The sequence below is a fragment of the Aeromonas sp. D3 genome (assembly GCF_027705025.1).
Lineage (GTDB): Bacteria > Pseudomonadota > Gammaproteobacteria > Enterobacterales > Aeromonadaceae > Aeromonas > Aeromonas salmonicida.
Genome location: NZ_JAPDBE010000030.1, coordinates 1 through 20,658 on the forward strand (window position 1 = coordinate 1; position 20,658 = coordinate 20,658).

General features: G+C 60.3%; 22 protein-coding genes and 1 other RNA gene. 15 read left to right on the plus strand and 8 right to left on the minus strand.

All coding sequences use genetic code 11. From position 1 onward, the window contains the following. Positions 1 to 278: 278 nt before the first annotated feature. The 4 genes from OKC28_RS16035 to smpB all read right to left on the minus strand — a co-directional run bounded on the left by OKC28_RS16035 (position 279) and on the right by smpB (position 3,362). The gene (locus OKC28_RS16035) at positions 279 to 731 is read right to left on the minus strand and encodes an antitoxin Xre/MbcA/ParS toxin-binding domain-containing protein (protein WP_270690303.1); all 453 of its coding nucleotides are present in this window, start codon (positions 729 to 731) and stop codon (positions 279 to 281) included. A 216-nt stretch (positions 732 to 947) separates the two neighbouring features. After that, the gene (locus tag OKC28_RS16040) at positions 948 to 2,219 is read right to left on the minus strand and encodes an integrase domain-containing protein (RefSeq protein WP_104452560.1); all 1,272 of its coding nucleotides are present in this window, start codon (positions 2,217 to 2,219) and stop codon (positions 948 to 950) included. A gap of 172 nt (positions 2,220 to 2,391) precedes the next feature. Next, positions 2,392 to 2,751: a transfer-messenger RNA gene (gene ssrA / locus OKC28_RS16045) on the minus strand. A 122-nt stretch (positions 2,752 to 2,873) separates the two neighbouring features. Beyond that, positions 2,874 to 3,362: an SsrA-binding protein SmpB gene (smpB, locus tag OKC28_RS16050; RefSeq protein ID WP_005312834.1), complete on the minus strand. Its 489-nt coding sequence runs from the start codon at positions 3,360 to 3,362 to the stop codon at positions 2,874 to 2,876. 343 nt (positions 3,363 to 3,705) lie between these two features. Here smpB and OKC28_RS16055 point away from each other — a divergent pair, with 343 nt between their 5' ends. Together OKC28_RS16055 and OKC28_RS16060 are read left to right on the plus strand one after the other, a co-directional pair. Continuing rightward, positions 3,706 to 4,140, plus strand: coding sequence for an SRPBCC family protein (locus tag OKC28_RS16055; protein WP_005312837.1), 435 nt, complete (start codon positions 3,706 to 3,708; stop codon positions 4,138 to 4,140). Then, positions 4,133 to 4,492: an RnfH family protein gene (locus tag OKC28_RS16060; RefSeq protein ID WP_005312840.1), complete on the plus strand. Its 360-nt coding sequence runs from the start codon at positions 4,133 to 4,135 to the stop codon at positions 4,490 to 4,492. The genes OKC28_RS16055 and OKC28_RS16060 overlap by 8 nt, the downstream gene beginning before the upstream one ends. 112 nt (positions 4,493 to 4,604) lie before the next feature. Here the strand turns inward: OKC28_RS16060 and OKC28_RS16065 are convergent, their stop codons facing one another. From OKC28_RS16065 to OKC28_RS16080, 4 genes are all read right to left on the minus strand, one after another. Beyond that, positions 4,605 to 5,240: an NAD(P)H-binding protein gene (locus OKC28_RS16065; protein ID WP_256688010.1), complete on the minus strand. Its 636-nt coding sequence runs from the start codon at positions 5,238 to 5,240 to the stop codon at positions 4,605 to 4,607. Positions 5,241 to 5,400: 160 nt separating this feature from the next. Beyond that, a complete protein-coding gene (locus tag OKC28_RS16070) occupies positions 5,401 to 5,739 on the minus strand; it encodes an outer membrane protein assembly factor BamE (protein WP_011898937.1) in 339 nt (112 codons plus the stop codon). Between the two features lie 120 nt (positions 5,740 to 5,859). Then, positions 5,860 to 6,579, minus strand: coding sequence for a DUF1566 domain-containing protein (locus tag OKC28_RS16075; RefSeq protein ID WP_256688011.1), 720 nt, complete (start codon positions 6,577 to 6,579; stop codon positions 5,860 to 5,862). A gap of 1 nt (position 6,580) precedes the next feature. Next, positions 6,581 to 9,583, minus strand: coding sequence for a DUF1566 domain-containing protein (locus tag OKC28_RS16080; protein WP_256688012.1), 3,003 nt, complete (start codon positions 9,581 to 9,583; stop codon positions 6,581 to 6,583). A gap of 221 nt (positions 9,584 to 9,804) precedes the next feature. Here OKC28_RS16080 and OKC28_RS16085 point away from each other — a divergent pair, with 221 nt between their 5' ends. The 13 genes from OKC28_RS16085 to OKC28_RS16145 are packed head-to-tail and all read left to right on the plus strand — an operon-like array spanning position 9,805 to position 20,650. Next, positions 9,805 to 10,008 (plus strand): Flp family type IVb pilin, encoded by a 204-nt coding sequence (locus tag OKC28_RS16085; RefSeq protein WP_005312855.1) that lies wholly within the window; start codon positions 9,805 to 9,807, stop codon positions 10,006 to 10,008. Then, positions 10,005 to 10,421: a prepilin peptidase gene (locus tag OKC28_RS16090; protein WP_256688013.1), complete on the plus strand. Its 417-nt coding sequence runs from the start codon at positions 10,005 to 10,007 to the stop codon at positions 10,419 to 10,421. Before OKC28_RS16085 ends, OKC28_RS16090 begins: the two co-directional genes overlap by 4 nt. A gap of 8 nt (positions 10,422 to 10,429) precedes the next feature. Then, positions 10,430 to 11,320: a Flp pilus assembly protein CpaB gene (cpaB, locus tag OKC28_RS16095; RefSeq protein WP_256688014.1), complete on the plus strand. Its 891-nt coding sequence runs from the start codon at positions 10,430 to 10,432 to the stop codon at positions 11,318 to 11,320. Positions 11,321 to 11,339: 19 nt separating this feature from the next. Further along, on the plus strand, positions 11,340 to 12,737 hold the full coding sequence (gene flpC, locus OKC28_RS16100; protein ID WP_256688015.1) for a type 4 pilus assembly secretin FlpC: 1,398 nt from the start codon (positions 11,340 to 11,342) through the stop codon (positions 12,735 to 12,737). A gap of 11 nt (positions 12,738 to 12,748) precedes the next feature. Next, a complete protein-coding gene (locus tag OKC28_RS16105; RefSeq protein WP_099992327.1) occupies positions 12,749 to 13,297 on the plus strand; it encodes a pilus assembly protein FlpD in 549 nt (182 codons plus the stop codon). Between the two features lie 3 nt (positions 13,298 to 13,300). Then, positions 13,301 to 14,425 carry an AAA family ATPase gene (locus tag OKC28_RS16110; RefSeq protein WP_256688016.1) on the plus strand — a complete coding sequence of 375 codons (1,125 nt, stop codon included), beginning with the start codon at positions 13,301 to 13,303 and terminating at the stop codon, positions 14,423 to 14,425. Further along, a complete protein-coding gene (locus OKC28_RS16115) occupies positions 14,425 to 15,738 on the plus strand; it encodes a CpaF family protein (protein WP_270690319.1) in 1,314 nt (437 codons plus the stop codon). The genes OKC28_RS16110 and OKC28_RS16115 overlap by 1 nt, the downstream gene beginning before the upstream one ends. Beyond that, positions 15,735 to 16,616 carry a type II secretion system F family protein gene (locus tag OKC28_RS16120; protein ID WP_256688018.1) on the plus strand — a complete coding sequence of 294 codons (882 nt, stop codon included), beginning with the start codon at positions 15,735 to 15,737 and terminating at the stop codon, positions 16,614 to 16,616. The genes OKC28_RS16115 and OKC28_RS16120 overlap by 4 nt, the downstream gene beginning before the upstream one ends. A gap of 3 nt (positions 16,617 to 16,619) precedes the next feature. After that, positions 16,620 to 17,504, plus strand: a complete 885-nt coding sequence (locus OKC28_RS16125; protein WP_270690321.1) for a type II secretion system F family protein — start codon at positions 16,620 to 16,622, stop codon at positions 17,502 to 17,504. A gap of 19 nt (positions 17,505 to 17,523) precedes the next feature. Beyond that, positions 17,524 to 18,288 (plus strand): tetratricopeptide repeat protein, encoded by a 765-nt coding sequence (locus OKC28_RS16130; protein WP_270690323.1) that lies wholly within the window; start codon positions 17,524 to 17,526, stop codon positions 18,286 to 18,288. Next, entirely contained in the window at positions 18,285 to 18,758 is a 474-nt protein-coding gene (locus tag OKC28_RS16135) for a TadE/TadG family type IV pilus assembly protein (protein ID WP_212539144.1), read from the plus strand. Before OKC28_RS16130 ends, OKC28_RS16135 begins: the two co-directional genes overlap by 4 nt. Beyond that, positions 18,755 to 19,267: a hypothetical protein gene (locus tag OKC28_RS16140; protein ID WP_059167632.1), complete on the plus strand. Its 513-nt coding sequence runs from the start codon at positions 18,755 to 18,757 to the stop codon at positions 19,265 to 19,267. Before OKC28_RS16135 ends, OKC28_RS16140 begins: the two co-directional genes overlap by 4 nt. Beyond that, positions 19,268 to 20,650, plus strand: a complete 1,383-nt coding sequence (locus OKC28_RS16145) for a vWA domain-containing protein (RefSeq protein ID WP_212539146.1) — start codon at positions 19,268 to 19,270, stop codon at positions 20,648 to 20,650. It begins immediately after the preceding gene. The last annotated feature ends 8 nt before the right edge of the window (positions 20,651 to 20,658 follow it).

The following is a 20,658-nucleotide window of genomic DNA, read 5'->3' on the forward strand; positions in this document are numbered from 1 at the left end:
AAAAAATCGGCTCAAACATGAAGAAATGAAATGACTGAGTCAGCCGAGAAGAATTTCCCCGCTTATTCGCACCTTCCTTAGCATATAAGTTGTATGCTCAATATTTAGAAGATGACATTTTTTTTGAAGAGTATGCTCATAATGAGTAATAATGATTTTTATAGATGTTTTTACGGAATGCAAGGGGGGACACCCCCCTTTAATTATAATAAGTCTGGATCTTTTCTCGCAACGCGAGGAAAAACTAAAATTATGGCAGCCAGATGTGTTGTCTTATATTAGTAGACACCATGTTCAATTCGTCCTACTAAGTCTACCACTGCTTGAACTCCTACTGATGTACTCAACAGTTCAGCTGGCATTTTCCCGCCAAGTCCCTTAGCTGGTTGATGTAGCCATGCTATGGATTTGGTATTATCATTTTCATTTAGGGAGCGAGCCGCATCCAGAGCCAATATAACACCATAAACCCTAGAACCTTGTTGAATAGTCAGAGGTGTATTTGTTCTGAGTTTACGTGAAATAGTATTCTTGCTAATGCCGGTGAGGCGGCATATCGTGCCAACATCTGTCATAACCATTTTAGCGAGCTGAGGAATAGTCTCTGGTGCTACGCCAGCAACAATCCATAGGTGAACTCTCAATAGCTCGCTCGGAATGTTAAGGGCATGTGCAAGTGATCTACTTGTGGTGATGTGAGGACTCATACCATCGTCTGCATAGGTTATCACGTAGCTCTCCTATTTCTATGAGCGATTCTACACCAAGATTTCACCTAGAATAGTTTTGTCGTCTAGAGTGGTGGCAGTCACAGTCAATACAATGTGTCGGTCTGCAAATCTCCATATCTTTGACTTTTGTGAGCTGAATATCGGTAGGTGGATAGGGCCTTCAATATTTCTTTACGTCCAAATTCCATATAGTCCGGGCAATTAGTCAGATGTGGGCTACTCGCCCACAACTGTCAATGCTCTAAAACCGCTAGCCAGAGAGAGGTTCCCTTGGCTAGCCTGTTCAATGTGGTTGCTCCACCACATCATCATTATCACTCGTTGCTCAAAGTAATCTGCACGATTATAGGCACGGCGGATCTCGTTCTCGTCTGCGTGAGACAGTGCTGCCTCGATGGCATCAGGGTTGAATCCCTGTTCGTTTAGAGTGGTGCTACCCAGCGAGCGCAAACCGTGGGCCACCAGTCGTCCGCCATAGCCCAGTCGCTTGAGGGCGGCATTCGCGCTCTGGTCGTTGATGTGGCCGAGTGGATCACGGTAGCCAGGGAACACGAAGGGGCGGTGGCCACTAATCGGTTTCATCCGTTCCAGCAGGGATATTGCTTGTGGTGTCAGAGGGACTCGGTGCGGACGTTCCTTCTTCATCCGATCTTCAGGGATGTTCCAGACTTTGGCATCGATATCGATCTCATCCCAGCGAGTACCTGCGGATTCGCCTGGGCGAACCAAGGTATGCAAGCTCCATTCAATTTGGCAGCGTGTTGTGAGGTCTAACCTCCCATTTGCAATGTCTGCCATCAGATGTGGCAACTCGGCTGGCTTGAGGGTCGGCATGTGCTTTTTGGTGGGTTTCTTGAATACCTTACGAATGGCAGAGCAAGGATTAGCCTGGAGAAGGCCATGATTGACGCTATAGTCGAGAATTTCGTTAATCCTCTGGCAGAGGCGACGTACAGTCTCATGTTTGCCATCTGCTTCAATTGGGCGAAGAATTTCAATAACTTTAGGCGCACGTATCTGGTCTATGGGCATTGAGCCAATGAAGGGCAACACATAGAGTTCAAGGGAGCGCCACGAATCGGTGGCATAGGCGTCTGTCACATTGTGGCGTTTCAATTCCAGCCATTTGCACGCCATGCGTTCGAACGTGTTGGCACTGGCTTCTTGCTTGGCTTGAGCTGTGGCGATCTGTTCTTCTTTATGGAGCTTGGGATCAATGCCTTGGGCCAGTAGGGTGCGGACTTCTCGCCGCCGCTCTCTAGCAGCGGCAAGGGAGACTTCTGGATAAGTACCAAATCCCATGTTGGTGCGCTTTTTATCGGCTGGTTTTTGGTACTTGAAAACCCATCTTTTCCCTCCGTTAGGCTTAACTCTCAGCTCTAACCCTTCCCCATCAGGCAAGGTTAACTCTTTGATGTCTGCTTTGGCTGTTTTCACTTTAGTGTCAGAAAGCCGGTTTGTTCCTGTCTTACGCGTCTTCTTGTCCATGCCGCCTCTTAGTACCACTGAATTTAGTACCATCGCCCTTGTGGTACTAGTAATGGTACTAAATGAGCTGGTTTCTGGCGACTTCCTCGGACTACTGAGGACAACAAAAAACCCGCAAAGCCTTTGGCAATGCGGGTTTCTGTACTTCTTCGTTCCCGGCCGGAACATGATTTGGTGGAGCTGGGGGGATTTGAACCCCCGTCCAAAATTACTACATCCTCGGTACTACATGCTTAGTCACTCTTTACATTCGCCAACCCGCTGCGGAGAGACACGCCACGAATTGACTAGCTCGATTGGTTTTAATGCTTCCGCCCCGAGCAGGACTTCCACACGATCCTGTGAAGGATGACCTTCCGATTCCCTAGGACACAGGCAAGCTAGGGTAGAAGGGCTCTATGCAGGTTATTAAGCTGCTAGTGCGTAGTTTTCGTCGTTTGCGACTATTTTTTTGCGGTTTGTTAACGAGGCCTACCGCACCTCGGCATGCACCTTGGGTTTCGTGAATCTTGTCGAATCCAGAATCAGCCCCAAGTTGTCAAAAGCGATTGTACGCAAAAATCCTGTCATGGCAAGGCGTTGATAGCAATCGACCGGCCTTGGCCGGTCGATTGCTGGTTTATTGGACGCCGCGCAAGCGCTGGCGGCGCACAATCAGCCGCGATGCTTGTTCTTCATGATGCGGGCTTTCTCCCGATCCCATTCGCGGGCCTTGGTGTCTTCCCGCTTGTCGTGTTCTTTCTTGCCTTTTACCAGGCCGATCTCGACCTTGACCCAGCACTCTTTCCAGTAAAGTGCCAGCGGCACTATGGTGTAGCCCTGACGTGCAGTCAGGCTCTCCAGCTTGTCGAGCTCATGGCGGCTCAGCAGGAGTTTGCGGGTGCGAGTCGGGTCACACACCACGTGGCTGGAGGCGGCATTCAGTGGCAAGAAGGTGGAGCCGAACAGGAAGGCTTCACCTTGCATGAAGATGACATAGGCTTCGCTGATATTGGCCTTGCCCGCCCGCAGGGATTTGACTTCCCACCCTTGCAGGGACAGACCGGCTTCCACACGTTCTTCGATGAAGTACTCGTGACGGGCGGTTCTGTTGAGTGCAATGGTGCTGGACCCGGCTTTGTTTTTACTGTTCTTTTTGCTCATGACGGGCGCCTTTGGCAATGATTAGGAAGGCGCATTATACGTGGGTGGCGGCGGCTGTAAAACGCGCAACCGCTCAAGTGGCGGCTTTGTGAGCAGTTTCGGCGGTGATTTTGGCCGGGAAGGTGATTTAGAGGTGGGTGGCGGCGGCGGTAAAACGCGCAACCGCTTGAGTGATGGCATTGTGAGCAGTTTCGGTGGCGATGTTGGCCGGGACGGTGATTTATAGGTGGGTGGCGGCGGTGGTAAAACGCACAACCGCTTGAGTGACGGCATTGTGAGCAGTTTCGGCGGTGATTTTAGCTGACAAGGTGATAAAATCGGCCCGATTGGATGAGGAAAACCCATGCCCCGTATTACTCGCAGTGCCCTGGTGATGTTCAGTGCCGAACAAATGTTCCGGCTGGTCAATGATGTTCACGCTTATCCGGAGTTTCTGCCCGGTTGTGTCGGCAGCCGCGTTCACGAAACCGGCAATGACTACATGACGGCCTCGGTGGATGTGGCCAAGGCGGGAATTGCCAAGACGTTTACCACTCGCAACCAGCTCGATGCCAACCGGCAGATCAAAATGGAGCTGGTGGACGGCCCCTTCAGCAAACTGGCTGGCTGGTGGACCTTTACGCCGCTGGATGTGGATGCCTGCAAGGTCGAGTTCGACCTCGATTTCGAATTCACGTCCAAGTTGATCGAGCTGGCATTTGGCCAGATTTTCCGCGATCTGGTGGGTTCCATGGTGCTCGCTTTCTCCAACCGCGCCAAGGTGGTGTACGGTGTCTGATTTACTCAATATCGAGGTGGTGTATGCCCTGCCCGAGCGCCAGACGGTGCTGCGCATCCGGGTTGCCCCCGAGACGAGCGTGCTGGCTGCCATCGAGCAGTCCGGCATCGTGACCAAGCACCCCGAGATCGACCTGTCGGTCAACAAGTTCGGTATCTACAGCCGTCCGGTCAAGGGTTCCGAGTTGCTGCAGGATGGGGATCGCATCGAGATCTACCGTCCGCTCATTGCCGATCCGAAAGAGATGCGCAAGAAGCGGGCAGAGAAGGCCAAAGAAGAAGGGCGCGCCGATGTGGTGACTGGCGGCCGGCCCAATACCAACCGCAAGCGAGGGGATGCAGACTCGGCCTGATGCCGAGCGCTGTGATCATAAAAGGCGCCTGGGCGCCTTTTTGATTTTTGCCGACCGCACTGCTGTCGGGTTGGCGAGTTCTTTAAATCGTCCCCGCCAGAGGGTGAAGAGGTTACATGGCGAGCAGGCGCTCGTTCTCCACCAGATCGATACCATGTTCCTGCTGGCTGAGCACTATCATGGCGTGAGCGACCTGGCTGGCGTCGATGGCGCGCCAGCGGCGCAGCTTGCCGATGAGCAGGGGACGCAGCAGCGGATAGAGTGCCTGAAAAAATTGCTCGGAACGGCGCGGTGGCTGGCGGTTGCCGAGCAGCATGGCGGGGCGCACTATGGCAAGCCGTGGCCAGGATTGTGCCAGCAAGGCCTGTTCCATCTGCCCCTTGGTGCGGGGATAGAGGGCCGGTGAGCGTGGGTTGGCTCCCAGACTCGAGACGACGATGAGGCGTTGACAGCCGTGACGGCGAGCGAGCTGGGCAAAAGCCAGCACATAGTCGTGGTCGACCCGACGAAATGCGTCGTCATAGCCTGCCTGCTTGCGGGTGGTGCCCAGGCAGCAGAAGGCGATATCAACAGGGGAGGGCAGGTCCAGATCCGTCAGTTGTTCGAAGTCGGCTGGCAGCCAGTGATGCCGGGGCCGGGGAGCACCCGCCTTGCGACAAAGGAGGGTCAGTGAGTGAGCGGGAGCGAGCTGACGGAGTAGCTCCCGGCCGATCAGACCGCTGGCTCCGGCGATCAGGATCTGGCTCATGCGTGCCTCCCTGGCTCAACTAGGGCCACCAAGATCTTGCCATCGCGCCGTCCGTGGGTATGGGGATTCTTGGGCTGGTGCATGGAGGCTTCCTCGCGAAGATGGGATGGCGGTGGCTAAATAAAACAAAACCGGCGCTGGGCCGGTTTTGTGAATGCGATCAGAGCGGGGTGTGGAAGGCCGCTGGTAATGGGAAGTCGCCGGTGACCGTGGCCAGCTTGTCGTTGGCGAAGGTCACAGTGAGCTCTTTGCGCTCTTTTTCGCCGCGCCCCGGCTGGAATTCATAGAGGTAATACCAGGTGTTCGGGTCAAAGCCATCGCGCAGCATGGCGGAGCCCAGCACGAACTCGACCTGTTCGCGGGTCATGCCCTGGCGCAGTTTGTCGACCTGTTTTTGTTCCACATAGTTGCCCTGGGGAATATCGATGCGATAGACCAGGCTGCAACCGGACAGGGTGAGGGCGGTCAGGGCCGCGGCAATCAGGTGTTTCATCCGCATATCGAGTTCAGATCATCCATTCAAGTCTTTTACGCTGGCCGAATCATACCTACTCCCTTGGCGGAAGTAAAAGCCATGGAAAAAATAGCCAGAGGGCGCCTGGCCCTCTGGCCGATGGGATTACTCCTCAATGGTGGGGATGGGGCGGACCAGCCGCAGCATGACGCTGGATGTTCCTATTCCGCCAACGTTGAAGGTTTCCCCGCTGCCGGCAAAGTTCAGAAAGTCGTATCCTTCCCCCCCCGAGCTGTCTGAACCAAAGGCGATGTTGGTCAGTGCCCAAAGTTGTTGTTCAGCTGCGCGGCATGCAGTTTTGACATCATCGGGAGCCTCGATCCACTGCTCGGTTACCTTATCCCACTTGGACGCTGCGTCAGCACACAGGGTTTCTTTATCTGCCGCTATCTGTGATTGGAGGGATGTCGCAGGGTAACCTTGTGCCGCATAAATGGCTGGCTGGCACTGGTTGTTGTAGAGGGTAAACAGTTCCTTGATGTCGGGGGCCCGCCAGGGTTGTGCGGGTGTACCAAGCCGGTCGTTGGCCTGTTTGATAACGCCCATCAAGGGATTGTCTTCAGCGTTGGCGCGGGTTGAAATAAACGCGGGTGTGCCTTCGCAGCCGGTGCCATCGGCACTGGCGTGCTGACCATAGGGACAATAGAGCCACTGCAGACCTGTGGCTCTGTCGTTGACCACGTTCAGCTTGCCCTCGGCCGTGTCGACCTGCTCGCTGACGAAACGGTTGTGATCGTCCTGATAGCCAGGCAGACACTCGCGAGCCTGGCTGGTGACCGGCAACAGGGTGGCGATCAGCAATAGGGGGGGGAAATAGCGGTGCATCTTATTCTCCTGTGACCTTGAAGCCATCGCTGACCAGCATGACGTAATGGGGTTGATACTGGCGGGCAATACTGCCTCTGAGGTCAGAGCCTGGCCTTACCTTGTAGGCATCCGGCCCGCCATCATCCAGGCTCCAGGTGCCGACCGGGCGACTCACTGGCATGACATCTGCCGTCCAGAAGCCGTAGAAGATACCTTCCAGCTCGTTCCATTTGCCGTAGGTGTATGTCAAGCCGGAATAGAGCGGGAAATAACGGGTATCGAGCGCTATGGGGTTCTCTTTGGTCAGGGTCATGATGCCGTAGAACTCCTGCTGGCTCGGGGCGCGCCAGTTATCCAGGCCGCACAGCTTGCTCTGATTGACCTGATTGACCTGACGTTTCAGGTTGCAACGGCTTCTATCGCTGGCCAGGGTGCCACTTTGCGGGTCATAGCAGCTGCCGTTGAAGGCGTTGTCACTCTGGATATCGGCATAGGCAAACAGGCTCTTGTCATCGTGCAGGGAGGATTCCCCATCCTTGTGCTGCACCTTGGTTTCCCATACCAGTCCGCTCAAGGCATCGACCACGCAGGCGAAGGGCAACTGTTTGTAGGAGAGGTCTTGCCGTGGCAGGGGTTGTCCCTGGCTGTCCAGCTTGATGTAGCGAGCGCCAAGCACCCCATCCTGATTGCTGTTGACGGCCTGACCGCTCAGGGGATCGCAGCGATTGTCCAGATCCCGTCCCCGCTTGCCGTCATCGTCTCCCATGCTGTGGGTGATGCGGGTATCGGCCACATGCAACTGGCCCGTCCGATAGTGGAGGGGGGCGCTGATGGTGCCGCCTTCGCTCATCACTCTTATCTGGTAGTCCTGATAGCGAGGGAGTCCCTTGAGGGTGATGCGAGTCTGCTGGCTGATGCCTTGCTGTTCGGCGTTTTCAATATGCTCAAACGGGGTTTTCCCCCAGCCAATCCGATACTGACTCGCCCCCTCCTGGGGTTGCCAGCCGAGGGTAACCCAGTGGCTGCCATCCTGATCACGGCCCTGCCCCAGAATGGCCAGGCCGATCACTTGATCTGACAACACCTCGCGCTGACAGACGGGGGAGAGGGGGCTGTTGGGGTAGGGGGTGACCCAGCTACCCGGTGTGCTGGTACCGGGATAGAGAAGTGCATCGCTTTCCGAGTTGCGGATCAGACCGGCCGCCGTCTTGATGATGTGGGAGATGTTCTTGTCTGGATTGGCATTCAACAGGGGGCCCAGCCCGCTATTGTCGGCGATGGCGGATTCCAGTTTGAACAGGTCCGGTATCTGATTGTTGCGGGACACGGTTGAATATTCATTGGCCATGTTGATCTCCAGCCAGCTCAGCAGTTGCTGGCGAAAATCAGTGCCTTCGATCAGGTTGACGGGCTGCTGCCAGAGCTCCCCCTCGGCCTGCAGGGCGACCATGGCTGCCAGCAGCTCAACCTGATGCCTCGGCAGTGCTTTGAGTTTTTGATCCAGCTCCGCCAGGGTCCAGGCTTGCCAGTCCAGGAAAGAGCCCATGCCGGCACTGAGTGTGGCTTTGAGCAGCAGGGCTTGCTGGGCCGTGCTGGTATAGCCCACTAGCAGGCGCGGGAATTCGCTGGCGGTGAGGATGCCGTCCCGGTTGCCGTCCTGCTTGACCAGTTCGCACAGGGATCCGAGTACGGATCGCAATTCCACCTCGCTCTTCTCATCCTGCACCACCAGGGTGAGGGTGTCCTGCATCAGGTCGTCGCTGGTCTCGCTCTCGCCAGGCTGGCAAGTGGTGAAGGTATTGTTGAGGTCCGGCAGTGCGAGGGTGAGGCTGTACTGGTTGCCCTGTTTGACGGGCAGACCGTCAAGTACCTGGTCATCCGGTGCCCTGACGGGGAGTCGCTGTGGCCGTATTGGGCGTTCCGGTTTGAAGTAGTTCTGGTTAAGGCCATCGTGATTGGGCTTGGCACCTATCTCCACCATGACGGTCGGCTCATCAAGCCGCGAAGGGAATATTCCCTGCAGGGTCAGTTGTCGATGAGGGTAGAAGGTGGCGTGCAGCTGATAGGCCGGGGTGCGGGTGTCGAGGGCCGCCATGGTTTTGACCGCAGCAGCCAGCATGGTCTCCGTATCGGCAGGCAGTGCCGTCCCTTGCTGGACGGCATAGTTCAACAGCCCTTCTTGCAGATCAGCATCTGGCTGAACTTGCCGGTAGGCGACCAGGTACTCGGCCAGCTGGGTGATCTCGCTGACAGGGAGGGGAATGTCGCCATCGAGTACCAGTTGCAGCAGTGCGGTCAGTTCGCGAGCGAAGCCGTGATTGAGTTGTGGATCGCTGACCAGCAGGGCAGTGACATCCTGCCTGCCTTCCCGTTTTTGCAGTGCCGTGGTGAGGCTCTGGTATGCCAGCAGCATAGGGGAGAGGTGCAGATGGGGTACCTCCTGCTCGGTGATGATGCCATCCCCATTCTGATCCTGCTTGAGCAGTTGCTCCAGCGAGGGCAGCTGACTGCTGAGGATAGGCGCACTCTGTTGACGGTTGCTGGCGGTCAACCTCAGTGGTTTATCCTGAGGCCACTGGCTCAGCTTGAGTTTGAACCCAAAGCTGCCGTCGGCCAGGGCGCTCTGAGTCACGCACACCTTGTCGGCGCAGAGCTGGATATCGAATTGGGCTCCCTGCTCGTGTGTGATGGAGAGCGCACCCGCCAGATCCAGGCTGGTGGGTTTGGTGGCGGGATCTGGTGCCTTGTCCGGTTGATCCGGCGGTGTAGGCGGGGTCACAGTACCTGTGTTGCCGCTTCCGCTGCTGCTCCCCGAACCCGTGCCGCTGCCGTTGTTCCCGGTGTTGTTGTCCGATGGCGGGGTCACGGGATCCGGGGGGGGAGGCGTGGTTTGACTGCTGCCGTTATTACCGCTGGTGTTGCCGTTGTTTCCTTCCTGATCCGGGGTACCCAGCTCGGCCTTGCATGCCAGCAAGGTTGCGCAGCAGAGGGCCAGGATCAGGGGTCGCGTTGTCCTGAACAAGATCGACTCCATTATTGTTGTATAGGTGAATAAGCTGCTGAACCAGTCTCTTCTTGCGAGTTGAACGATTAGTGCAGATTTTTTTGCTGTTAAAAGTGTCAAAAACGAAAATTCACTCTGCGAATTATTTCATTTGATGATAATGAAATTGATTCTCGTTTGTGATCTCAATATCATATTGTCGCTGTTTAATTTCAGGCATAAAAAACAGGGACAATAAAATGAAGATGCGAGTTTGGGATTACCTTGGGGACTATCTGAAGGATGACACCGGCGCCACGGCGATCGAATACGGCATTCTGGCGGCAGGGCTGGCGGCCGGGATCCTCGCCATCTTCGGCTCGGACGGGATCTTCATCACGGCCTTGAAGGAGAAGTTCACCGCCATAGTGGCGGGGTTGAACATGGATGCCGCGGGCAAGTGACAACGCTCGGGCAGTGGCTGGCCATATTGATGGCGTGCTGGTGTCTGGTCAGCGACCTGTTTGAGCGGCGTATCCCCAACCTGGCTGTGCTGGTACTGGCACTCTGGGCGCTTTGGCTGCTGCCGTTCAATCCGCTTTCGTTGACGCTGGCCCTGCTGACACTGCTGCTGGGGCTGTTTGCCTATCACAGGGGCTGGTGCGGGGCCGGTGACAGCAAGTTGCTGGCGGTCTGCCTCTATGGTGCATCCGGACGCTGGCCCGAGTTGCTGCTCTGGATGGCATTCTCGGGTGGCGTGCTCAGCCTCGTATGCCTGGCTTACGCCCGTTTCCGGCCATCTCCCGAGCCCGTCACAGTGCCTTATGGATTCGCCATTTTGTGGGCGGCGAGTCTGACCACTCCTCTATTTATGTAGTCACACCTATGAAGAAACTCTTCTCTCTTATCGCTGCACTGCTGGTGCTGGCGGCGACGCTGGCTGCCTTCTGGTCGGTTGAACCGGCGCCGCAGAAGACAGTTCCATCGCGAGACCTGACATCGGAATCGACAGCTTCCGACAGGGTCGCCCAGGTGCTGGTGGCCGCCCATAGGGTACAGGCCGGCTCCTTTATCCATCCCGAGGATCTGGTCTGGCAAACCCTGCCCGCCGCCGAGGAGATGAATCTGCCGGGGCTCTTCCTGTTCGGTTTTACCGATACCAAGGCACTCAAGGGAAGTCTGGTCACCCGTACCCTGGAGTCGGGGCAGATTGTCTCGTCTGATGACCTGGTGCGCCCGGAGCAGAGCCACTATCTCTCCGCCATGATGGCGCCGGGGATGCGGGCTGTGACCCTGGCACTGGGGCGGGAGGCGGCCAGCCATGGCCTGATCCGGCCCGGCAACCGGGTGGATGTGATCCTCACCAGCAAGCATGCCCGTCAGCACAATGCGCAAGGGGCAGAGGTGACCAGCAACCAGTCGGCGGAGATCATTCTGACCGATATCAAGTTGCTGGCCATCGATGCCCAGGTGACCGATATCGCCGCGCTCAACGGTACTGCTGCGGCGCAGGACAACTTCGATCAAGTGGCCGTGACCTTCGAGCTGGCCCCGCGGGCGGCAGCCCGGCTGTTGCTGGCCCATCGATTGGGAGAGCTGGCACTGGTGCTGCGCTCGGCCCAGGGTGCTCCTGCGGGCAGCGAGGCTGTTGCCCTGCCTGAAGGGAGCCTGATATGGGCCGAGCAGGTGGCCAGTGGCCAGAACCCGAGGGCCATTCCGGGTCACGGAGTCCGGATCAGTTATGGCGACGGCAACGACCGTAACCGCCAACCTTAATCAACCCAGAAAGGACACGATGTTGCGAACATTCGCCATGGTGCTCGCCCTGCTGCCGTTCTGGGCAGTGGCGGCAGAGAGCCTGACTCTCACCCCCGAGCAGTCCACCCTGCTCAATTTCGATGAACCCGTGCTGGATGCCTTCGTCGCCAACTCGGAGTTGGTGCGGGTACACAGCCCCTCCGATCAGCAATTGCTGATCTATGGTCGCAAGGTTGGCCGCACCGATCTGGTGGTCACTGCGCAGGATGGCCGCACCCTGGGTCACTACCGGGTGCAGGTGGTGGCGGATCTTGCCCCCCTCAAGCAACTGGCCAGGCAGCACTTTCCCCAGAGCCGACTCACCTTCAGCGAGTCTGGCGGCGCCATAGTGGTGGCGGGGGAGGTAACCAGTCCGCTGCAAGCCCACGAGATCCTGGCCATGGTGGAGGCGTTCGCCAAAGGCATTCAGCCTCAGGGAGTCCCCTCTGGCCCAGTCGCCCCCGCTCAGCCTCAGAGCGGCAATCAGGATGAGGGTGCGGCGGTCGCCGGTGGTGGCAGCGGGCAATATGCGAACGTCATCAACCAGTTGCGTCTGGCGGGCTCGGATCAGATCAACATATCGGTGCGCATCGTCGAGATGCAGCGCACCACCAGTGAACAGCTGGGATTGCGCTGGAGCGCCATGGGGGAGTACTTGCAGCTGGGTGTCTCGCCGGGCAACCGTTTCCCCAAACCCGCCGAGCGGGGCAGTTGGGGCGGCAAGAAGGATGTGGTCTACATCAACGCCATCATAGATGCACTGGTGGAGAACAGCCTGGTCAATGTGCTGGCCGAGCCGAACCTGACGGCCAAATCCGGTGAGGCCGCCACCTTCATGTCCGGTGGCGAGTTCCCCTTCCCGGTGGGCAATGGGGATAACGGGCCCGAGATCGAATTCAAGAAGTTCGGCATCTCGCTGGAGCTGACTCCCACCTTGCTCGACAATAGCCGCATCAGCCTGACGGTTTCACCCGAAGTGTCGACCCTGAGCCGCGAGAACAGCGTCTCCATCGCCGGGGTCGTGGTGCCGGGCATAGAAACCCGTCGCACCACCACCACCATAGAGCTGGCGGATGGCCAGAGCTTCGCCCTGGCGGGCCTGGTGCGCACCCATCGCAACCAGAGCAGCGAGGCCTTGCCCTTCCTCGGCGAGATCCCCGGGCTGGCTCCCTTCTTTGGCAGCAACAGCTTCAAGAACCAGGAGAGCGAACTGGTGATCATCGCCACCGCCCGTCTGGTGCAGCCCACCAGCGATCCCCTCTCCCTGTCGACGCCGCTGGATCATTATCGGGCGCCGAGCCGGTTCGAGCGCCTGTTCTTCACCGACATGGGGTCAACCGAGCGACCTGGCGCGCAAGCGACTCGCCTGTTTGGCAACTACGGCTACAGCTACTGAGGGAAGTGACCATGTTAAGAGAGACACTGTTGCTGGCCCTGGCGTTACCGCTGATGGCCTGCACCACCCAACCCCCTGCTGCCTCCCTCAAGGATCAGCTGCAGTTCCGGGTTGCCCCGTCGCAACTGCAACAACAGCTGCAATGGCAACTGGCCCCGCTGGCCAACCGGCTGGAGTCCGGATCCCTGCACCTGACGATCACGGGCCCGCAACCCGGGAGCCGGGAGCCAACTCCGGAAGCACTGCGCCAGCAGTTGGCCCAGTGGCTGGCGCTGGAGACCCGCCTCACCTTCATCCCGGCGACCCGGCAAGCGTATGAGGTCGAGCTTGACGCCACCTTGCAATCCGACACCTGCCGCTATGCCAGAGGCGTATCTTTGGCATCGCCCGGCGCTTGTCTGGTACTGCGCAACCAGTATCGCGCCCAGAGTCATGGGGAGCACTGGGCCCGCGGTGCCCGCTATGACGGCAGTGGCAGCGCCCTCGATGCCGGTGCCGTGCAGCGCCTCTATCAGGGCAAGGCCAAGTCGGCCAAGAAACAGCAGACGACAGGGGAGTAGTGAATGAGTGAACAAGCCAAACAACTGGTGGCTGTCACCCGCCAGCCGGCCCTGCATGCCGGGGTCGGCCTGGTGCTGGCCCAACTGGCCGAGGTCGAAGCCCGACAGATCCCGGGCTCCCTGGCCGAGGCCAGGGCCTACTGCCTGGCGCAAGGGGCCCCCGATATCCTGCTGGTGGAGGTGGAAAACCCACAGACGCTGGCGGCCGATCTGGCCGCCCTTGCCGAATGCTGTCCGCCCCAGATGCGGCTGGTCCTGCTGGGGGAGAGGGGGGACGTGACCCTGTTCCGCTGGCTTATTTCGGTGGGGGTGGATGATTACTATCCGGCGCCGCTGGATCCCGATGCCCTGCGTACCGGCCTGCTGCGTCTGCTGGGGGTGCCGCTGGTGACCTCATTGCGCAAGGGGCGGGTGATCTGCGTGGTCGGCGCTGCCGGTGGCGTGGGCACCAGCACAGTGGCTGCCAATCTGGCCATGGCGCTGGCCGACCAGCATCACCGTCAGGTTGCGTTGCTGGATCTCAACCTTCATCACAGTCGCCATCCCATCTTGCTGGGCAGCGACTATGCCCCGCCCGGTGAACAGTGGTGGCAGGCTACCGATCGACTCGATGGCACCCTGCTTGCCCACACTGCCCATCAGCTTGGGCCAAGGCTCTTCCTCTTCTATGACGAGGGGCAGGAGCTGGTGCTCGGTGCCGAGCAACTGGTGGCGGCGGTCAACGTGATGGCGGAGCACTACAGCACCCTCATTATCGATGTGCCGGATCTGCGCACCCATGGGCTGCGTGCCTTGCTGCAAGAGGCGGACGTAGTGCTCTGGTTGCACGATTTCAGTCTGGGGGCACTGCGGCTGCTGGGGCAATGCCCGCAAGGCGGGCAGGCCCAACGTCGCCTGCTGGTGGGCAACCACTGCCGTGGCAAGGAGGGGCGGGTGCCGGCGCAGGAGCTGGAGCGCGTCTGTGGTCAGCCCCACGCCGCCGTGCTGCCCTATGATCACGGCGCCTTTGTGCGTGCCGAGCGTGCCGGGCAGCCGCTCATCCAGCAAAAGAGCAAACTGGCCCGCGCCCTGACCTTGCTGGCGGGTGAGCTGGTGGGGGCTCAGGTCACAGGGCGAGGGCGGCGCTGATGTTCGGACAAGCCAACAGCCGACTGCCGTCGGTGCCAGGGGCACTGCTCACCCTGTCTGATGCCGCGCGTGAGGCCTTCTACGAGCTGGTCGAACCCTCGGTGGCCGCCACCTTGCCGCGCGCCGCGCTGCTCGAACGGGTCACCCGTGCCCTCGCGCAGCTCTCGACTCGCCGCATGCTGCCCTATAACCGTCAGGAGCTGACCCTGCTTGCCCGTCAGCTGGTGGACGAGATGGTGGGTGTGGGGCCGCTGCAACCCCTGCTCGATGACCCCGAGGTCTCGGACATTCTGGTCAATGGCCCGGACAAGGTCTATGTGGAGCGGCACGGCAAGTTGACCCTCTCCGGGGTGCGCTTTCGCGACCGCCAGCATGTGTTCAACGTGGCGCAGCGGATCGTCAATGCGGTGGGGCGGCGGGTGGATGAGTCCACCCCCATGGTAGATGCCCGACTGGCCGATGGCAGCCGGGTCAACGTCATTGCGCCGCCTGTCGCCCTGTGTGGCACCACCATCTCCATCCGCAAATTCCCAAGTAGCCGCCTGACCCTGGTCCATCTGGTGGAGAAGGGGGCCCTGTCCGGTGCCATGGCCCGCTTTTTGGGACTGGCGGCGCGCAGTCGCTTCAACGTGCTTATCTCGGGGGGGACGGGATCGGGCAAGACCACCTTGCTCAACGCCCTGAGCAAGCACATCAACGACGACGAGCGGATCATCACCATAGAGGATGCCGCCGAGCTCTCCCTCGAACAGCCCCACTGGGTTCCGCTGGAGACCCGCAACGAAAGTGCCGAGGGCAAGGGAGAGGTGAGCGTACGCGCCCTGGTGCGCAACGCCCTGCGGATGCGGCCGGATCGCATCATTCTGGGGGAGGTGCGCGGCGCCGAGGCGTTCGACATGTTGCAGGCGATGAACACCGGCCATGACGGCTCCCTCTGCACCCTGCACGCCAACACCCCGGAAGATGCCCTGTTGCGGCTGACCAACATGTTGCAAATGGGGGCTGAGCGGCTCTCCGAGCAGATCATCCAGGCCCAGATCGCCAGCGCCGTGGATCTGGTGGTGCAACTGGAGCGGATGCGTGACGGTCAGCGCCGTATCACCGCCATCAGTGAAGTTACCTCGCTGGAAGGGAGCCAGATCAGGATGCAGCCGCTGTTTCGCTTCGTGCTGGAATCCGAGCTGCACGGCAAGCTGCAGGGGCGTTTTATCGCCCATCCCCTCTCGGCCGGAGTCGAGGAGAAAGCCCGTCAGGCGGGTTTGCTGACGGAGCTGCATGACTGCATGGCGGGTGCCGGGGAGCCGGTGTCATGAGCACGCTCATTCTGGTGTGTCTGGGCTGGGGACTGGCTTGCCTGTTGCTCTGGCAATGGCAGAGCCGACGCGAAGCCTGGCAGCAGCAGTGCCAACGCTATGGCCAGCCCGCGCAACACAAGGGGACACGGCCTCTGCCCCACTGGTATCAGCAGATGGTGACCATGGTGGGCCAGGATCAGCTGACCCGCTGGACCTGGCAGGGCCCGGCGGGGGCGGCCCTTGCCTGCGTCTTGCTGGTGGCCAATGGCATGCCGTTCTGGCTGGCACTGCTGCTGGCGGTGGGCGGGGCGCTTTCCCTCGGGCTGGTGGTCTATCAGCAACTGCAACAGCGGGCGCTGGAGCGGTTTCGTACCCAGTTGCCCGAGGTGATTGACGGCATGATACGGGCGCTGCGGGTCGGGGCGCCATTGGCGGATATCTTCAAGCTGGTGGCCTGCCAGCAGCACGGCCTGATGGCCAGGTTGTTTGGTCAGATGCATGACGAGTTACAGGTGGGCCAGCCGGTGGCGCAGGTGATGCAACAGGCGGCGAACCGGGTCGCGGTGGCCGAGTTTCAGTTTCTGACCATAGTGCTCAGCCTGCAACAGGAAACGGGCGGCCGCCTCTCGGAGGTGCTGGCGCAACTGGTGGAGACACTGCGTGCCCGCCAGACCCTGGCGGCCAGCATCCAGACCATCACGGCCGAGAGTCGCAATGCCGCCAAGGTGCTGGCAGCGCTCCCCGTCATCATCTTGCTGGTGCTGTTCACGACCGGGCGGGAGCACTTCACCTACCTGATGACCACGGCCAGCGGCCAGTGGGTATTGGGATATGTCTCCATCAGCGTGGCGGTCGGGCTCTGGCTTATCCGTCGCTTCACGCGTCTGCAGGGGTAGCCCATGACTGTCATGCAACTTTTCGGATTGGCGCTGGTCTGTCTCGCGTCGGCGGCGGTCGTTGGCTGGCACGGTTACCGGCAACAGCAGCAGTGGCAGGCCCAGAGCCACCGCTATGGCCCTGCCCGTCAACGCAGGGATGCGGCGCGGGACTGGCTGGCCTGGTGCGGTCGCGGTTACCCGGTCGGCCCCCGGGAGCAGGCCCGCTTGCAGCAACTGCTGGCGCAGGGGGGGATCTTCTCCCGCCATGGCTTTGACCGGCTCAGGGCGGCCAAGTTATTGGGTGGGCTGGGAGGGGCGCTGGCGGCCTTGCTGTGGCGTCTGCTGGCTGCGCCCGCCGACGGTTTCACCCTGATGTGGGTGCTGGTGGCCTATGTGGTGGGGGCCGGTGTGCCCGAGCGCTGGCTGCAGTGGCGTGCCCGCAAGGTGAAGAGCGCACAGCAGAAGGTGGTGCCCGATGCCATCGACCTGCTGGTGATCAGCGTCGAGGCCGGGCTGGCGCTGGATCGGGCGCTGCTACGGGTGGGTCACTATTTGGGAGCGCTGGAGCCGGGCCTGGCCCGCCAGTTCCTGCGCACCCATGCGGAGATCCAGATGCGCGGCGATCAGGCAAGTTGTCTGGCGCGGCTTGCCTGGCGCACCGGTTTGCCCGAGCTGGACAGGCTCGCCAACACCTTGCAGATGGCCCAGCAGTACGGCTCGCCGCTGGCCGAGACAATGCGCACCATCAGTCAGGAAGCTCGCCAGATGCGGCGGCTGGCGCTGGAGGAACAGGCAGGCTCCTTGCCGGGCAAGATCACCCTCATCCAGATGGCGCTCATCATGCTGCCCATGCTGGTGCTGATCATTGCTCCCACCCTCAATTTGTTGATCAACAGCCTGCGCTGAGCAGGCCACAGGATTTGAAATGCGATCACGACTTCATTGTGTGTTGCTGCTGGCCCTGCTCGGGCTGGCAGCGTGCAGCAACCACGGCAATACCCGCCAACAAAGCCAGAGCAATGGTATGGCGGTGGCCAAGGCGGCGTTCGATTCTGCCCAGTATGACAAGGCAGAGCGGCTCTATCAGGCCTTGCTGGCTGACGATGCCACCCTGGAGGAGGCGCAGCTGATGCTGGCCCGTACCCGTTATCAGCAAGACAAGAAGCAGGCGGCGCGTGATGGCTTGCAGCAGTTGCTGGACAAGGAGGGCAAGCCGGGGGCTCAGGCCGCTCACTATCTTGGCAAGTTTCTGCTGGATGATGGCCTGAGCGCCGAGGCTGCACTGGCCTATCAGCAGGGACTGGCACTGGCCGGACTGAACCGGGACGAGCGCGCGCGACTCAGCAATGGCCTGGGGGTGGCCAGCTTGCAGCAGGGGGCATTTGGCAAGGGACGCCAGCAGTTTGAAGTGGCGGTGGCGGCGGCCCCCGACGAACCGGATTATCGCGCCAACCTGGCGCTGGGCTGGCTGATGGAGGACAACAAGGTGGCTGCCCGTCAGGCATTTGAGCCGCTGCTGCACTACCAGAACCTGCCCCCCAGGGTGGAGATGAATTATGTCCTGCTGCTGCTGGCGGAGGGCAATGAACCCCAGGCTCGCCTCATACTGTCGCGCTTTCTCAGCGCCAGCCAGCTGGAGCACGACATCAGGCTGCTCAAGGCGCAACTGGGGCGGGGGACGGGGGCGTGAGACGCGAGTTAGGTGTGGCCAGCATAGAGCTGGTGATCATATTGCCGCTGCTGCTGGCACTGCTGTTGCTGGTGGTGGATGTGCTGCGGGTGCATCTGCAATACAGCACCCTGGAGCATGGCTTGCGATCCGTGCTCCGTGAGCTGCAGGCCGAATCTGCGGCAGGGCGGATCCCGTCGGCTGACGGGATCCGCCTTCGCTTGCAACAACGGGGGCGAGGGGAGCTGGACGGCGTGACGGTGAGCGTCATCCCCCATGTGTCGCTGGAGGTCATGCTGGGCCAGGAGGAGGGGAGCCCGGATCCTGCCAGCGAGATCCGCCTGCCTGCGGATCCCGTGCTGGAGGTGACGGCCAGGGTCCGCCCCCGTCTACAGCTCACCCCGAGCTGGCTGATTGACGATCGCGAGCTCAACTATCAGAGCACCCTCTTGTTGCTCACCGACCGGCTACCGGCCGGAGGGGCAGGATGAGTCGCTGCTCCTGTTGCCACCGGCGCCCGGTGACGGGCCCTGGCGCCATGGGGGGCAGCATCAGCATAGAGGCGATGATGTTCATTCCCGTCTTGCTGGCCCTGCTCAGTTTTGGCAGCGAGGCACTGCAACTGCTGCGCCTCGAGCAGCGCCTGCACAATGTTGCCTACAACGTGACCCAGATAGTGACCCAGCAGGGGACGGGGCAAAACGCCGCCGCCGTGTCGCAGCTGGCCTTCTATCAGCGCTTCGTGCAGGGCCAGTTGTCCGCTCTGCAGGAGGGGCAGGCCGCCCTGACCATAGAACAGTACAACAGCGCCAATGGCGAACTGGTGCCCCTGCTGCAGGGCACTGGCTGCGCTGGCCAGGGCAATTGGCCGCAATTGCGGGTAGGCACCTTGATGCGGGTGACCCTCTGCTATCGCCTCGGGCAGGGGGAGGGCGGCATGTTCAGCCGGTTCTGGGCGGGCCGCACCCTGGTCACCCACTTTATTCAGGAGATCCATTGAATGGGACTGCCCTTGCGCCAGGGGGGCGGGCTCTCTCCCGCCTTTGCCCTTATGTTGACAGGCGTGCTGGCGCTGACCGGCGTTGTCATCGAACTGGTACGTGGCTACAGCGGCCAGAGCCTGCTCAGCGCCGCCGCCGATTCGGTGCTTTACTCTGCCGCCGACAGTGACACTGCCGCTGAGGATGCTGTTGCTCTGGTGCAGGCCAATCTGGCGGGCCGCCCCTTGCAGGTGGGCCCCCCCGGCTTGAGCCAGAGCGAACAGGGATCCCGGGTTATTCTGCAGGGGCATGTGCCCGCACTGATGGATCTCTCGGCCATTGGCGAAGGGGGCGACATGCCGGTGGCGGCGGCGGCCCGTGCCAGCAGTGCCCGTACCCGTATTGAGATTGCCCTGGTGCTGGATGTGTCCAACTCCATGTCCGGGGCGCCGATGAAAGCGATCAAGCAGGGGCTGACAGAGTTTGGCGAGGTGCTGTTTGGCCGCGAGCGGCGCAATCAGGACAGGGTCGTCAGCATCATCCCCGCCACCGGACTGGTCAATATCGGGGATCATCCTGAACTGTTTCATCCAGAGAGCCTGGCATTTCCCTTCGGGTTGCAGACGCTGGCCCATGAGCGAGGCTGGAGCAATTTGCTGACTCGAGAAGTGCCGGGACGCCAGCGCAAGGCCTTCTGTGCCCGCCTGCCTGAGCATGTGGACGGCATAGACCGGCTGGCGGAACTCACCCCGGGCTGGATCCGCAAGCTGGAGCAGGCTCCCGTTGGCGAGACGCAACCCAGGTTGCACTACAGCACCAAGCCGCCAGCCATCAAGCAGTATGAAGATGGCACTCCCCTGCGGGCATTCGCCCCGAGGGAGAACCCCCTGGAACGTTACCTGGAGAACCGGCGTGACAAGCTCGGCATCTTCGATGATGCCGACTGTGGGGTGAGCCCCATTCAGGCGCATCTGTCGACCCGGGCCGAGTACCGCCAGGCGCTCGATACCCTCTACGCCGCCTTCAACACCAATACGGCTGAGGGCGTGATGTGGGGCTGGCGCCTGCTGTCACCCCAGTGGCAGGGGCGCTGGGGCCAGGGGGCAGCCGAACTGCCGCGCCCTTACGGACAAGCGGACAACCGCAAAATCATGGTGCTGTTCTCGGACGGCGAACACATGGGGCCCGAGGCGGCGCTGCGTGATCGCAAGCAACTGCTGCTGTGCCGGGAGATGAAACGCAAGGGGATCCAGGTTTATACGGTGGCATTCGAGGGGGATGCCCGCTTCGTGGCGCAGTGTGCCAGCGACCGTTCGCAGGCCTACAAGGCGACCAGCGGCAACATTCGCACCGTGCTGACCCGATTGGCCAGCGCCATCAACGATGTGGTGCTGACGAAATAGTGCGAAAA